The sequence below is a fragment of the Clavibacter sp. B3I6 genome (genome assembly GCF_030816895.1).
Lineage (GTDB): Bacteria > Actinomycetota > Actinomycetes > Actinomycetales > Microbacteriaceae > Clavibacter.
In genome coordinates this window covers 3,058,528-3,071,667 of sequence record NZ_JAUSYL010000001.1, presented here as the reverse complement: position 1 = coordinate 3,071,667, position 13,140 = coordinate 3,058,528, and the positions used below count along the sequence as shown (strand labels likewise).

The 13,140-nt window shown below is 74.1% G+C and carries 10 protein-coding genes; 2 read left to right on the top strand and 8 right to left on the bottom strand.

Annotated features, from left to right (window positions below; genetic code table 11):
* Positions 1-20: 20 nt before the first annotated feature.
* From nagA to QFZ62_RS14785, 7 genes are all read right to left on the bottom strand, one after another.
* A complete protein-coding gene (gene nagA, locus QFZ62_RS14815) occupies positions 21-1,184 on the bottom strand; it encodes an N-acetylglucosamine-6-phosphate deacetylase (RefSeq protein ID WP_307507266.1) in 1,164 nt (387 codons plus the stop codon).
* The gene (gene nagB / locus QFZ62_RS14810) at positions 1,166-1,951 is read right to left on the bottom strand and encodes a glucosamine-6-phosphate deaminase (RefSeq protein ID WP_307507264.1); all 786 of its coding nucleotides are present in this window, start codon (positions 1,949-1,951) and stop codon (positions 1,166-1,168) included. The genes nagA and nagB overlap by 19 nt, the downstream gene beginning before the upstream one ends.
* Positions 1,952-2,030: 79 nt before the next feature.
* A complete protein-coding gene (locus tag QFZ62_RS14805; protein WP_307507261.1) occupies positions 2,031-3,680 on the bottom strand; it encodes a beta-N-acetylhexosaminidase in 1,650 nt (549 codons plus the stop codon).
* Positions 3,681-3,686: 6 nt separating this feature from the next.
* A complete protein-coding gene (locus QFZ62_RS14800) occupies positions 3,687-4,631 on the bottom strand; it encodes a carbohydrate ABC transporter permease (RefSeq protein ID WP_307507259.1) in 945 nt (314 codons plus the stop codon).
* A complete protein-coding gene (locus QFZ62_RS14795) occupies positions 4,628-5,596 on the bottom strand; it encodes a carbohydrate ABC transporter permease (RefSeq protein ID WP_307507257.1) in 969 nt (322 codons plus the stop codon). The genes QFZ62_RS14800 and QFZ62_RS14795 overlap by 4 nt, the downstream gene beginning before the upstream one ends.
* Positions 5,597-5,695: 99 nt before the next feature.
* Positions 5,696-7,024 carry an extracellular solute-binding protein gene (locus QFZ62_RS14790; RefSeq protein WP_307507254.1) on the bottom strand — a complete coding sequence of 443 codons (1,329 nt, stop codon included), beginning with the start codon at positions 7,022-7,024 and terminating at the stop codon, positions 5,696-5,698.
* A gap of 63 nt (positions 7,025-7,087) precedes the next feature.
* Positions 7,088-8,191: an ROK family transcriptional regulator gene (locus QFZ62_RS14785; RefSeq protein WP_307507251.1), complete on the bottom strand. Its 1,104-nt coding sequence runs from the start codon at positions 8,189-8,191 to the stop codon at positions 7,088-7,090.
* A 304-nt stretch (positions 8,192-8,495) separates the two neighbouring features.
* Here QFZ62_RS14785 and QFZ62_RS14780 point away from each other — a divergent pair, with 304 nt between their 5' ends.
* Both QFZ62_RS14780 and QFZ62_RS14775 read left to right on the top strand, forming a co-directional pair.
* Positions 8,496-9,413: an ROK family protein gene (locus QFZ62_RS14780; protein WP_307507248.1), complete on the top strand. Its 918-nt coding sequence runs from the start codon at positions 8,496-8,498 to the stop codon at positions 9,411-9,413.
* Between the two features lie 79 nt (positions 9,414-9,492).
* Entirely contained in the window at positions 9,493-10,830 is a 1,338-nt protein-coding gene (locus QFZ62_RS14775; protein ID WP_307507245.1) for a hypothetical protein, read from the top strand.
* Positions 10,831-10,855: 25 nt separating this feature from the next.
* Here QFZ62_RS14775 and QFZ62_RS14770 read toward each other — a convergent pair whose 3' ends face one another.
* The gene (locus QFZ62_RS14770) at positions 10,856-12,997 is read right to left on the bottom strand and encodes an alpha/beta fold hydrolase (protein WP_307507241.1); all 2,142 of its coding nucleotides are present in this window, start codon (positions 12,995-12,997) and stop codon (positions 10,856-10,858) included.
* Positions 12,998-13,140 lie beyond the last annotated feature (143 nt).

Here is a 13,140-nt window from a genome sequence, read left to right as displayed (position 1 = left end):
GGGCCGCGCCCGGTGCGCGGTCAGCCCGGCGACAGCTCCCGCCCGTCCGCCCACACGCGGGAGACCTGCAGGTCGGGCGTGAGGGCCACGACGTCGGCCGCGTGACCGGCGCGCAGCAGGCCGATCCGGTCGTCGAGCCGGAGCGCCCGCGCGGGGACGAGGGTGAGCGCGGCCACGGCGTCCGGCAGCGCGAGGCCGACCTCGTGCACCGCGATCCGGAGGGCCGCGTCCTGCGTGAGGGTGGAGCCCGCGATCGTGTCCGCTCCCGCGAGCCGGGCGATGCCGTCCGCGACCTCCACCTCGAGCTCGCCGAGGCGGTACCGGCCGTCCGCGGATCCGGCCGCCGCCATCGCGTCGGTGATGAGCGCGACGCGGCCGGGCGCCTCCCGGAACAGCAGCCCGGCGACCGCGGGCGCCACGTGGACGCCGTCGAGGATCAGCTCGAGCGTCACCCGCTCGTCGGCGAGCGCCGCCATGATCGGCCCCGGCTGGCGGTGGTGGATGCCCGGCATCGCGTTGAACGCGTGCGTGAGCACGGTCGCGCCCGCGTCGAAGGCGGCTCGGGCGGTCGCGCCCGAGCACGTCGTGTGCCCGACGGCCGCGACCACGCCGTGCGCGACCAGGCGTCCGATCGCGTCGAGCGCGCCGTCGAGCTCGGGCGCGATGGTGACCTGCCGGAGCACGCCCTCCCCCGCCTCCAGCAGGGCGTCGATGCGCGCGGGCGTCGGATCCACGAGGTGCGCGTGCGCGTGCGCCCCCGCCGCGGCCGGTGACAGGAACGGGCCCTCGAGGTGGGCGCCGAGCACGGTCGGGTCCTCGGCCATCACCGCGCGGATCCCGGCGAGCGACCGCGCGAGGTCGGGCACGGGGTTCGCGACGAGGCTGAGGACCGACCGCGTCGTGCCGTGCCGCCGGTGCAGGGTGACGGCCGCGCGGATCCCGTCCGGCCCGTCGTCGTGGGATCCGCCGGCGCCGCCGTGCACATGCAGGTCGACGAAGCCGGGTACGAGCGTCGCGTCGCCGAGGTCGACGACGCGGTCGGCGGCCGGCGTCTCCCGCCCGCTGCCGAGGGCCGCCATCGCGTCCCCGTCGAGGAGGACCCACGCCTCGTCGACGGCGCCCCGCGCGTCGACCGCCCGCGCCGCGCGGAGGAGCGTCGTGCCGCTCACGGGATGCGCTGCCATGCGGGCTTGTTCGCGTACGTGTGCCGGTAGTAGTCGCGGAGCGTCAGCCGGGACGCCGCCGCCTCGTCCAGCACGACCACCGCGTGCTCGTGCAGCTGCAGCGCGCTGCCCGGCACGAAGGAGGTGAGCGGCCCCTCGACGGCCGCGGCGATGGCGGCCGCCTTGCCCTCCCCCTGCGCCACGAGCACGAGCCGGCCGGCCTCGAGGATCGTGCCGAGCCCCTGCGTCATGCAGTGGGTGGGCACGTCGTCGAGGGAGTCGAAGAAGCGGGCGTTCGCCTCGCGGGTCGCGGGGGCGAGCGTCTTGATCCGGGTGCGCGACGCGAGCGACGACGTCGGCTCGTTGAAGCCGATGTGCCCGTTCGCGCCGATCCCGAGGATCTGCACGGCGATGCCGCCCGCGTCGCGGATCGCCCGGTCGTACTCCTCGGCGGCCGCACGCAGGTCCGCGGCGCGGCCGTCGGGCACGCGCACACGCGCGGGGTCGAAGCCGAGCGGCCCGACCACGTCGCGCGCGATGACGCTCGCGTACGACTCGGGGTGCTCGAGCGGGATGCCCACGTACTCGTCGAGCGCGAAGCCGCGCGCGCGGGCGAAGGAGACCTCGCCGGCGTCGACGCGACGGCGGAGGTCCGCGTAGATCCCCTCGGGGCTGGATCCCGTGGCGAGGCCGACGACCGCCTCGGGGTCGCGCGCGACGACGGCGGCGACGCGGCCCGCGGCCACGCGGCCGACCTCCTCGGCCGTCGGCAGGATGATCACCTCCACGCGCGCACCCCCTCGGCGCGGGAGGCGGACGGGCGGACGCGGACGCCAGCGGACGGCCGCGCGGGCGCGGTCACGGCCCTCACTGCGCGATGCTCGCGACGATGCCGTCGATGTACGCCTGGCGCTCCTCGCGCGTCGCCGGCCGCCCGACGACGCCGGGCCGCCGCTGCCACGGCATCGGCCCGGAGTCGCGGCGGTACTCGACCCCGAACGCGTCGAGCCGCTCCAGGTGCACGGCGAGGCGCGCGCGGAAGTCCTCCACGTCCCGCGTGCCGCCCGCAGGCCGCGGCGACCACACGGCCTCCGCGAGCGCCGACAGCCGCGGGAAGACGAGGTAGTCGATGGTGCGGGGCGAGTCCATGTGCTCGGTCCAGATGTTGGCCTGGCCGCCGAGCACGTGCTCCGCCTCCTCGGGCGTGAGCGCGTCCGGCACCGGCTCGAACGCGAGCACGTCCTCGAGCGTGAGCGGGATGGAGACGGGGATCGGCTCGTCCGGGCCGTCCGACTGCCGGTAGTCGAGGTACACCTGGTCGTCGGGGCAGGCGACCACGTCGTGGCCGCGGCGGGCGGCGGTGATCGCGCCCGTCATGCCCCGCCACGACGCGACGACCGCGGAGGCGGACACCGCGCCCTCGAGGATCTCGTCCCAGCCGTACATGGTGCGGCCGGCGGCGGTGATGTGGGCGTCGAGCCCGCCGATGAACCAGCTCTGCAGCTCCAGCTCATCGGTGAAGCCGCGCTCGCGCATGAGCTCCTGCGTGCGCGGGTCCTCGGCCCACTGGTCGCGGGGGCACTCGTCGCCGCCGATGCCGACGTACCGCGACGGGAACAGCTCCATCACCTCGTCGAGCACGTCGCGGTAGAACGCGAGCGTCGACTCCTCCATGTTGAGGACGTCGTGGATGATCCCCCAGCGCGTGTGCACGGCCCGCGGCTGGTCCGCGCTCCCGACGCCGAGCTCCGGGTACGCGGCGATGGCGGCCACCGAGTGTCCCGGCACGTCGATCTCGGGCACCACGTCGATGTGGCGCGCGGCCGCGTAGGCGACGACCTCGCGGATGTCGTCCTGCGTGTACCAGCCGCCGTGCGGGCGGCCGTCGCCGGGCGACTCCGCCGTGGCGCCGACCTGCGTCTCGGTGCGCCAGGAGCCCACCTCGGTGAGCCGCGGGTAGCGGCGGATCTCGATCCGCCAGCCCTGGTCGTCGGTGAGGTGCCAGTGCAGGGTGTTGAGCTTGTGCATCGCCATGAGGTCGATGAAGCGCAGCACGTCGTGCTTGGGGAGGAAGTGGCGGGCGACGTCGAGCATCGCGCCGCGCCAGCGGAACCGGGGCGCGTCCTCGATCGCCACGGCGGGCACGGTCCATGCGACGCCCGCGACCGGCGCCCGGCGGAGCACCTGGGGCGGCAGCAGCTGGAGGAGCGTCTGGCACGCGGCGAAGACGGCGGCCTCGTCGCCCCCGCGGATCCGGACGCCCTCCGCGGTCGCGTCGAGCGTGTGGCTGCCCGCCGCGAGGCCGGGGTCGAGCGCGAGGGAGATCGCGCCGGGCGCCTCCTCGGTCGTGGAGGCGAACGGGAACCCGGTCGCGGGCCGGAGCGCGGACTGCAGCCAGGCGACGGTCGCGGCGAGCGCGTCGGGCGCCTGGATCCGGGTGCGGGCGTCGAGCAGGAGGGAGCCCGAGCCCGGCACGAGCGAGACGGGGGCGGGGATGACGGCGATCGGGGTGGTCATGCGGGGTCAGCCCTTCACGGCGCCGGCGGACATGCCGGACACCAGGTTGCGTTGGATGATCATGAAGAAGACCACGACCGGCAGCGAGAAGAGCACCGATGCGGCCATCTGGGCACCGAAGTCGGTGCCGGTGGTCTGTGTGGTGAAGGACGCGAGCCACACGGGCAGCGTGTAGTGCGACTGGTCCTGCATGAACGTGTTGGCGACGATGTAGTCGTTCCACGCCGCGATGAACGCGAACACGCTCGAGGCGATGATGCCGGGCATCACGAGCGGGAACAGGATCCTCGTGAGCACCTGCCAGGTCGAGCAGCCGTCGATGCGGGCCGCCTCCTCCAGCTCCACCGGGATCGCGAGGAAGAAGCCGCGCATGACCCAGATGGTGAAGGGCAGCACCGCGCCGACGTAGGCGAGCACGAGGCCGAGGTAGGTGCCGATGAGGCCGATCTGGGTGAAGATCAGGAACTGCGGGATGAGCAGCGCGGTCGCGGGCAGCATCTGCACCACGAGGATCGCGACCATGATCGGCCGGCGCCCGCGGAACGAGAACCGCGACAGCGCGGCGGCCGCCAGCAGCCCCAGCACGATGGAGAGCACGACCGCGCCCGTGACGACCACCGCGGAGTTCCGCAGGTACAGCAGGAAGTCGCCGTTGGTGAACGCGGCCACGAAGTTGGACAGCGTGGGGTCGGAGGGCAGGAAGCCCGGCGTGCGGCTCATGGACTCGGAACGCGGCTTGAACGCCGTGTTCACCATCCAGTAGACGGGGAAGATCCAGACGACGCAGAAGACCGCGGCGATCGAGTCGCCGATCCACGGACGCCGGCGCCGTCTGCGGGTCGAGCGTGCGACGCCGCGACGCTCGCGCATCCCGCCCGCGACGACCGCGGAGGCCTCCTCCTCGGTCTCGGGCGGCACGGCCCCGGTGCCCGCGGGCGCTGTCGTGGTCACAGGTCTTCTCCCGATCGGATGAGGTTGCGGATGTAGAACGCGGTGAGGACCAGCAGGAGCAGCGTCGTGACGACCGAGATCGCCGCGCCCTGCCCGAGCTCGAAGCCGACGAACGCGGTCGTGTAGGTGAAGACGCCGAGCGTGGAGGTCGCGTCGTCCGGGCCTCCCTGCGAGACGAGCCAGATCTGGTTGAAGACGTTGTAGTCCCAGATCACCGAGAGGATCGTCACGAGCAGCAGCGTGGGCGTGAGGAACGGCAGCGTGATGGCGCGGTACACCGCGAGCTCCGAGGCGCCGTCGAGGCGCACGGCCTCCTTCAGCTCCGGCGGGATCTGCGTCTCCGCCGCGTACAGCGTCAGCGCGATGAACGGCACCGCCTGCCACACGATGAGCATCCAGATGGACGTGTAGGCGAGGAACGCGTCGTTCGACCAGTCGACGTCGGTCATGTCGCCGAAGACGCCGACCTGCGTGAGCAGCCAGTTGACGACCCCGTAGCCCGGCTGGAACAGCCACTTCCACACGAGCGAGGACGCGACGTTGGGCATGGCCCAGGCGAAGATCAGCACGATCGTGACGGCGTAGCGGAACGGCGTGCTGATCCGCGTCATGAGGTGCGAGACGCCCGTGCCGATGGCGACGCTGCCGATGACCATGGCGGCCGTGAAGAGGATCGTGCGCACGAGCGACGCCCAGAAGGCCGGGTCCTGCACGAGGTCGACGTAGTTGCCGAGCCCGACGCTCTGGTACGCCCCCGTGTAGAGGGTGCGCTGGTCGGAGTCGGTGGTGGACGTGACGACCAGGTACACGATGGGCGCGACGAGCACGACCAGCAGCACGAGGCCGGCGGGCGAGAGCAGCCAGGCGGGTGCGCTGCTGCCGCGGCGGGCGGTCGACCGTCGGGGCGAGCCGGTCGGGGCGGGCGATCCGCGGCGCGGCGCGGGGCTCGTGCGGGTGAGGGCCACGAGGCCTCCTTCGGATGGTGGTGCGGGTGTCGCGGGGAGCGGAGCCGGGGCCCGGTGGGGTGGGGCGCCGCCGACGTGGCCGGCGGCGCCCCGGTGGCGCTACTCGGCGTTGAGCTTCTCGTCGGCGGCGGAGTCGAAGTCCGCGGCCGCGGCCTCGGGCGCCTTCGACCCGGAGGCGACGGCGGCGAAGAGCTGGTTGATGCTCTTGTCGCCCTCGAGGTCCGCCCAGCTGCCGCTCGCCGGCGTGGCGTTCGAGCGGAGCGCGGCGTCGAAGAAGCCCTTGTCGAGCTCCGACAGCGAGCCCGACGCGGCCTCGACGGCCTCGGCGCTGTTCGGGATCCAGGTGTCGTTGCCGAACACCCACTCCGACTGGATGTCGGGGCTCGCGGCGATCTTCGTCCACTGCAGCGCGAGCTCGGCGTTCGTCGACTTCGCGGCGATGCCCCAGTCGGAGCCGCCCAGCATGACGGGCTGCGTGTCGCCCGACTTGCCGGGGAACGGGAAGCTGCCGAGGTCGTCGTCGGTGAGCTCCGGGTTCGCCTTCTTGATCATGTCGATGTAGCCGTTCGAGGCGAGGATCGCGCTGGTGGTGCCGTCCGCGAAGACCTGCGTCTGATCGGGCGCCGTGGTGTCGAGCGTGCGGGAGGCCGCGGTCGAGTAGGCGTTCTGGAACTCCTGGAAGTCCGCGAGCCCCTGCTGCGCCTCGGGGGCGCTGAAGCCCGGCTCCCACGTGCCGTCGGCCTCGGTGGCGATCTGGCCACCCGCGTCCCACACGAACTGCATGCCGGCGAACCAGTACTGGCCCGGCATGTAGAAGGGCGAGAAGCCGTCGGTCGCGGAGTTCGCCGCGGCGACCTCCTCGAGCGCCGCGGTGAGCTCCTCGTAGGTGGTCGGGGCCGCGGTGACGCCCGCGTCCGCCCACATGGTCTTGTTGTAGATCACGGCGCGGGCGCCGGCGAAGCCCGGGACGGCGTAGAGCTTGCCGTCCACCGTGGCCGGCGCCTCGAGGCCCTCGAGCCAGGTCTGGCCCTGCGCCAGGTCGTCGCGGTACGACGTGAGATCGAGCAGGCCGCCGTTCGCGGCGTAGCTCGCGACCTGCGTGTTGCCGATGTCGATCACGTCGGGCGGGGTGGAGGTGGAGAGCGCGGTCGCGATCTTCGTGGTGATCCCGTCCCACTGCTGGGTCTGGATCTTGACCTCGGCGCCGGTCGCCTCCGTGAACTCGTCGTTGATCGCCTCCATGGTGGCGTCCGTGTAGTCGCCGGTCATGACCCAGACGTTCAGGGTCTTCCCGTCGCCCTTCGTGGCGGCGACCTCCTGGGCGGATCCGTCGCCCGCCGCGGTCGTGCCGCCGCTCGAGCAGCCGGTGAGGGCGAGGGCGGCCGCGAGGCCGAGGCCGGTGACGGCGCCCATCTTCATGTGTCGCATGGTGGTTCTCCTGGGATCGGTGCGTGCGGTGCGGTGCGGGGTGTGGCGGTGCGGTCGGGGGGGTCAGTAGACGCCGAGCTCGGTCTGCAGCATGAGCGAGGCCCCGCCCAGCAGCACGAGGTCGGCGTCGTCGTCGCGCATGCGGAGCGAGAGCGCGTCGCCGACGGAGGCGAGGGTGCGCTGCCGGATGGTGGCGACGGTCGCGTCGCGGAGCGGGCCCTCGATGAGCTCGCGGGGTCCGGTCACGACGACGTGGTTGAGGTTGAGGGCGCTGATGACGGGGGCGATGACCACGCCGAGCGCGCGGCCGGCGTCCCGGAGGACGGCGTCGCGGTCGGCGCCCGCGAGGCCCGCGATGCGCCGCGCGAGGTAGCGCGCGCCGATCACGGTCTCGAGGCAGCCCGACCGGCCGCACGTGCAGGGCTCGCCCGCGTCGGGCTCCCCCACCGTGACGTGGCCGATCTCGCCGGCCGAGAACTGCTCGCCCTCCACCAGCGCGCCGCCGATGACGAGGCCGACGCCCACGCCGTCCTCGATGGTGACGACCATGACGCTCTGCCCGGGGACCTCGGCGAACATGTGCATGCCGACGGCCGACAGGTTGGCGTCGTTGGCGATCCGGACGGGCACCCGGAAGTGGTCGGCGAGCAGGGCGCGCAGCGGCACGTCCGACCACGCGAGGTCGAGGGCCTTCCGCACCACGCCCGCGTCGTCGACGATGCCGGGCACGCCGACCGCGATCCCGAGGAGCCGGCGGCTCGTCTGCGCCACGAGGCGCTCCGCGAGGCGCACGACCTTGGCGACGGCCGCGTCGCCCGTGGCGCCGTCGACCTCGAGGGCTGCCTCGGCGAGCACCTCGCCGCGGAGGTCCATGACGGCGCCGACGAAGCGGCGGCCGTTCGAGAGGTCGAGCGCGACGATGTGGAAGGAGTCCGCGTCGATCTCGACGAGCTGCGCGGGCTTGCCGACCCGGGGGTCCTCGCGCTGGCCCACCTCGGCGACGATGCCGTCGGCCGCGAGCTCCCCGACGAGGACGGAGACGGTGGGGCGGGTGAGGCCCGACTCGCGGGCGAGGTCCGCCCGGCTCATGGCCCCGCGGTGGAAGAGGGCCTGCAGCATCATCGTGCGGTTGTGCAGGCGGGCGTGCTGCGGGAGCGACTTCGACACGGGGCGCCGGGCTCGCGCGCCCCCCGTGGCGGAGGCGGCGGGGGCCGATCCTTCGGGCATGTGCACCATCTCCATTCCATCCGGTCGTCATCGACTGCTTGGAGCGTTAGTAAATCCTCCTTACAAACGCGTGTCAAGCATTCGGCGTCGATCCGGGCACGAAATCTCCCGGAAACACGGCCTTGTGCGGGAGTGGGGTGGGATGAACACCTTGTGGCCGTCGGGTTTGTAATGTTTACTAACGAACGCGGCGCCGCAGCCCCCGCCGGATCCCGGCCTTCGGACACCGCAGGGAAGGACACCGGTGCGCATCGGACTCGACATCGGCGGTACCAAGGTCGAGGCCGTCGCCGTCGACGCGGCCGACGCCGTCGTCTCCTCGCTCCGCCGCCCCACGGGTCACGGCGCCGACGCGGTGCTCGCCACCGCCGCCCAGGCCGTCGCCGACCTCGTGGCCGGGCTCGGGCATCCGCCCGTCGAGTCCGTGGGCGCCGGCATCCCCGGCATGGTCGATCCCCGGACCGGCGCCGTGCAGCACGCGGTGAACCTCGGCATCGAGGGCTTCCCCTTCGGCCGCGCGCTCGAGGGCCTCGTGGGCGTCCCGGTCGCGGTCGAGAACGACGTCAACGCGGCCGCCCTCGGCGTCGCGCACCTGCTCGGGCTCCGCGGATCGCTCGCCTACCTCAACGTGGGCACCGGGCTCGCCGCCGGGCTCGTCACCGACGGGGTGCTGCTCCGCGGCGCACGCGGCGGCGCGGGAGAGATCGGGCACGTGCCCGTCGACCCCGCGGGCCTCCCCTGCCCGTGCGGCCAGCGCGGCTGCCTCGAGACCATGGCCTCGGGCGCGGGCATCGCGCGGCAGTGGCGCGGATCCGGCGCGCACGCCGCTGCCGACATGCTCCGCGCCGCCGAGGCGGGCGACGAGACCGCGATCGGCATCCGGCTGCGGCTCGCGGAGGGCATCGCCGCCGCCGTCCGGATCCTCGTGCTCACCGCCGACGTGGAGGCGGTGGTCATCGGCGGCGGCGTCAGCCGGCTGGGCGCGCCCCTGCTCGACGACGTGCTCGGCGTACTCGCGTCGCAGGCCGCGACGTCGCCGTTCCTCGCGAGCCTCGACATCCCCGACCGGGTGCGCCTGCTGCCGCCCGACCTGCCCGCCGCCTCCGTCGGCGCCGCGCTCCTCCGGCCCGCCCACGAGCTCGACCGCCCCCTCCCCCGCTGACCGCACCGACCGGCACCGCCTGCACCACCCCGCACCACCCGTCCTGCACGTCCCCGATCGACGAAGATGGAGAGCCGACATGACCGACCCCCGCCCCGCGAGCCCCGTCCCGCACGCCGCGCCGCAGCTCAGCCGCCGCGCCCTGATCGGCGGAGGCGCGGCCGCCGCGGCCCTCGGCGCCGCCGCCCTCGCCGCCCCGCAGGCCGCGTCCGCCTCCGGCCCGCTCCTCGGTGCCCCCGACCTCGGCTCGCCCGCGGCGTCCCGGTCGCTCATGCGCTCGGCCGCCTCCGCCTACGAGTTCCTCGACGCCCGCGTCGACGAGTACGCGACCGGCGACCAGCTGCGCCTCCCGCGCAGCTACCAGGGCGGCTTCTTCAGCACCCCGACCTTCGACTTCGTGTCGTCCTTCGCCTACGACGACGCGCTCGTGATCCTCGCCTACCTCGGCCGCGGATCCCGCGCCGACGTCCGCCGCGCCACCGTCCTCGGCGACGCCCTGCTCTTCGTCCAGGCCCACGACCCGATCGGCGACGGCCGCACCCGCGCGTCGTACCAGCCGGACACCTTCCCGGCCACGGGCGCGCCGTCGGGGAACCTCGACATCGGCTCCCCCGCCGCGTACACGGGCAACCAGAGCTGGGTCGGCATGGCGCTCGCGCGGCTCTTCGTCGTGACCGGCCAGCGCCGGTTCCTCGACGGCGCCGTGCGGCTCGGGCGGTGGATCCGCGCCAACGCGACGGACACGACGCGCGCGCCGTACGGCTTCACCGGCGGCCGCAGCGCGGACGACCAGCCGATCACGTTCAAGTCCACCGAGCACAACATCGACGTCACGGGCTTCTTCTCGCAGCTCGCGACCCTCACGCGCGACGCGTCCTGGGCCGCGGACGCGGCCGTCGCCCGCTCCTTCGTCGAGGCCATGCAGGATCCCGCCGACGGCCACCTCTGGACGGGCACCGACCCGGACGGCGTCACGATCAACCGCACCGTCGTCCCCGAGGACGTGCACACCTGGGCCTACCTCGCGACCCTCGACCGGCGCTACTCCCGCTCGCTCGACTGGGTGGTGGAGAACCTGTCCGCGGTCGACGGCCCGTACACGGGGCCGTCGTACAGCGACACCGACACGAGCAAGGTGTGGTTCGAGGGATCCGGGCACCTGGCCCTCTGCTTCCGCATCCGCCGCGCACCCGGCGACCGGGCGCGCGCGATCGAGCTGTTCCGCAGCATCGAGGTCGCGCAGGCCGAGCAGCCGAACGGCGACGGGCGGGGCGTGGTCTCCGCGTCCAGCGACGGCCTCGACACGGGCTTCGGCGACATCTACTACGCGAGCCTCCACACGGGCGCGACCGCGTGGTTCCTCCTGGCCGCGACCCTCACCAACCCGTTCCGCCTCGGCGGGTCGCGCTCCCGGTGACCGCCGCGTCCGCCCGGAGCCGCCCCTAGCCGAGCACCTCGGGCCTCACCCAGTCCTTCCCGTGCACGTGCTGGTCGAGGAACGCGAGCACCGTCCGGTACCAGACCACCGACTGCTGCGGCTTCAGGATCCAGTGGTTCTCGTCCGGGAAGACCAGGAACCGGTGCGGGGTGGTGCCGTCGTCCGCCGCGTGGTGCTCGGCGAGCTCCGACCAGAGGCGCAGGCTCTCGCCCACGGGCACGCGGTAGTCGCGGTCGCCGTGGATCACCAGCATGGGCGTCGCGATGTCGCGGACGGAGTGGTGCGGCGAGTTCCGGTCGAGCCCCTCGGCCGAGAAGATGCTCTGCCAGTACTGCGAGGAGTCGGTGGTCGGCCCGAACTGGTCGAGGGCCCACAGGCTCGCGTGGCTGACGATGGCGCGGAACCGGTCGGTGTGGCCCGCGACCCAGTTCGCCATGTAGCCGCCGAACGATCCGCCCATCGCGGCGGTCCGCGTCGCGTCGATGTCGTCGCGCGCCTCGACCGCGTCGGTGATCGACATGAGGTCCGTGAAGGGCGCGTCGCCCCACGCGTCCCAGCCGCGCGCGATGAAGTCGAGGCCGTAGCCGGTGCTGAGCGCGGGATCCGGGAGCAGCACCGCGTAGCCGCGCGCCGCCATCACCTGCGGGGTCCAGCGCCAGCTCCACGCGTTCCAGCTGTTGAGCGGGCCGCCGTGGATCCACAGCAGCAGCGGCGCGGGCGCCTCGGCCGACGCGCCCTCGGGCAGCACGAGCCAGCCGCGCACGCGCGCGCCGTCGGCCGCGGTCGTCTCCACCTCGGTCATGGTGCCGACCGCGGCGGGGACGGGGGCGGGCGTGGCCAGCTCGGTCACGGATCCGTCGGCCGCCGACACGCGGACGGGGTGCGCGGGCGCGAGCCAGGAGGAGCGGAGGGCGAGGACGTCGCCCGTCTCGCGGTCGACGCGCACGTCCGTGTAGGAGTGGTCGTCGGTCGTGAGCTGCGTGACGGATCCGTCGAGGCCGAGGCGGAACACGGGTCCGCGGCCGTCCTGGTCGGCCGTGACGACGAGCGCCTGCGAGTCCACGTCGAACTGCAGCGAGGACGGCCAGCGGTCCCAGTCGGCGGCGACGCGGCGGGCGTCAGACCCGTCGAGGGCGGACACCCAGATCTCCTGCTGCGTCGGGCCGGCGGGCGTCGCGCGGTCGGTCCGCACGTAGGCGAGGAGCGCGCCGTCGGGGCTGACGACGGGCGACTCGACGTCGACGCCCGGCAGGTCGAGGAGCGTCGTGCGCTCGCCCGTCGCGACGTCGATCGACACGAGGGCCTGGCGGTCGCCGCGGCGCTCCTTCACGCCGACGGCGACGACGAGCGTGCGGCCGTCCGGGGTGACGGCGGCCGCGGCGTGGTCGAGCGTGCGGCCGGGCCGCGGGGTCAGGTCGCGCGGACGCGGCAGGGAGGCCGGGTACGGCTGCGCGGTGGCGGCGGCCGCGGCGGCCGCGGATCCGCCGTCCTCGGTCGCGGCCTCGGCGGCGAGCGCGGTCGCGGCGTCCGCGGTCGTGGGACGCGCGGGCTCCTCGACGAGAGCGTCGGCGAGGTCGAGGGCGAGCAGGTGCGGCTCGTCGGGCCCGAGGTCGTGGTCCCAGTAGCGGACCGGGTAGCTCTCGTGCAGGATCGCGTTCACCTTGAGGTCCGCCCGCGTCCTCCGCGCGACCGCGTCGGCCTCGAGCGAGGCGGATCCGGGCAGCAGCGGCGCGTGCAGGACCACGGTGGACGCGTCGCGCGCGACGGCGGCGATCCCGGCCACGCCGCCCGCGAGCCGGGTGATGGCGCGCGCCTCGCCGCCGGCGGCCGGCAGGATCCACAGCTGCGCGGCGTCCTTCTCGTCGGCGTCGTCCGCGTCGGGGCGGGAGGAGACGAAGAGGAGGTCGCCGGTGGCGGTGAACGCGGCGCCCGCCTCGCTCTTCGCGGAACGGGTGAGGCGCTGCGGCACGCCGCCGCCCGCGGCGGGCACGACCCAGAGGGCGTGCCGGTAGCCGGTCCGCGCGGGGTCGAGGGTCGTGACGGTGAGCACCGCGCGGCGCCCGTCGGGCGAGAGCATGAGGCCGCCGAGGCGCGGGATGGCGATGAAGTCGTCGAGCTCGGAGAAGGGGGTGCGGTTGTCGGGCATGGTCCCACGCTAGCCGCGGCCGCCGGGCGAGGGCCGCCGCGCCCGCCCGACGCCCGAGCCGTTCGCACCCGAATCTCTTGCGTCGTCACGGTAGGATCGTCGCCATGGAGCGGGGAGCCGGTCGGGTCGGGAGGCCCGCGCGG

Coding starts and splice junctions, on each gene's coding strand:
- QFZ62_RS14775 (WP_307507245.1), top strand. CDS start 9,493: ATGACCGACCCCCGCCCCGCGAGCCCCGTCCCGCACGCCGCGCCGCAG.
- QFZ62_RS14805 (WP_307507261.1), bottom strand. CDS start 3,680: ATGACCACCCCGATCGCCGTCATCCCCGCCCCCGTCTCGCTCGTGCCG.
- QFZ62_RS14770 (WP_307507241.1), bottom strand. CDS start 12,997: ATGCCCGACAACCGCACCCCCTTCTCCGAGCTCGACGACTTCATCGCC.
- QFZ62_RS14790 (WP_307507254.1), bottom strand. CDS start 7,024: ATGCGACACATGAAGATGGGCGCCGTCACCGGCCTCGGCCTCGCGGCC.
- nagA (WP_307507266.1), bottom strand. CDS start 1,184: ATGGCAGCGCATCCCGTGAGCGGCACGACGCTCCTCCGCGCGGCGCGG.